Here is a 237-nt window from a genome sequence, read left to right as displayed (position 1 = left end):
TTGTTTTACGAAATTTTGCCCATTTGTAATGGGTTAAGTTAAGCGGTAGTGTACTTGAATCAATGATCTTTAATGACATGTTCTTTCTATTTTTAAAGTGGATTTGTTGTATTTGATAAACAAGATCCATGAATAGGGTTGAAAGAATTTCTGGATTGATTTCATTGTTTTTTCGTGATAATTGAGAGGCACTTATCGATTCAAATCCAAGTGTTTTTTGCAGATCTTCATTAAGTA

Annotated in this window: 1 pseudogene; it reads right to left on the bottom strand. The window is 30.4% G+C overall.

What is annotated here, in order from left to right:
* A pseudogene (locus tag TEPIDINF_RS15325) lies at nucleotides 1–237 on the bottom strand (IS4 family transposase); the annotation flags it as partial.

Origin of the sequence: Tepidibacillus infernus (genome assembly GCF_048898065.1) — a bacterium.
GTDB lineage: Bacteria > Bacillota > Bacilli > Tepidibacillales > Tepidibacillaceae > Tepidibacillus_B > Tepidibacillus_B infernus.
Note: the sequence above shows the minus strand (reverse complement) of the source record. Positions and strands in the feature narration are given on the sequence as shown.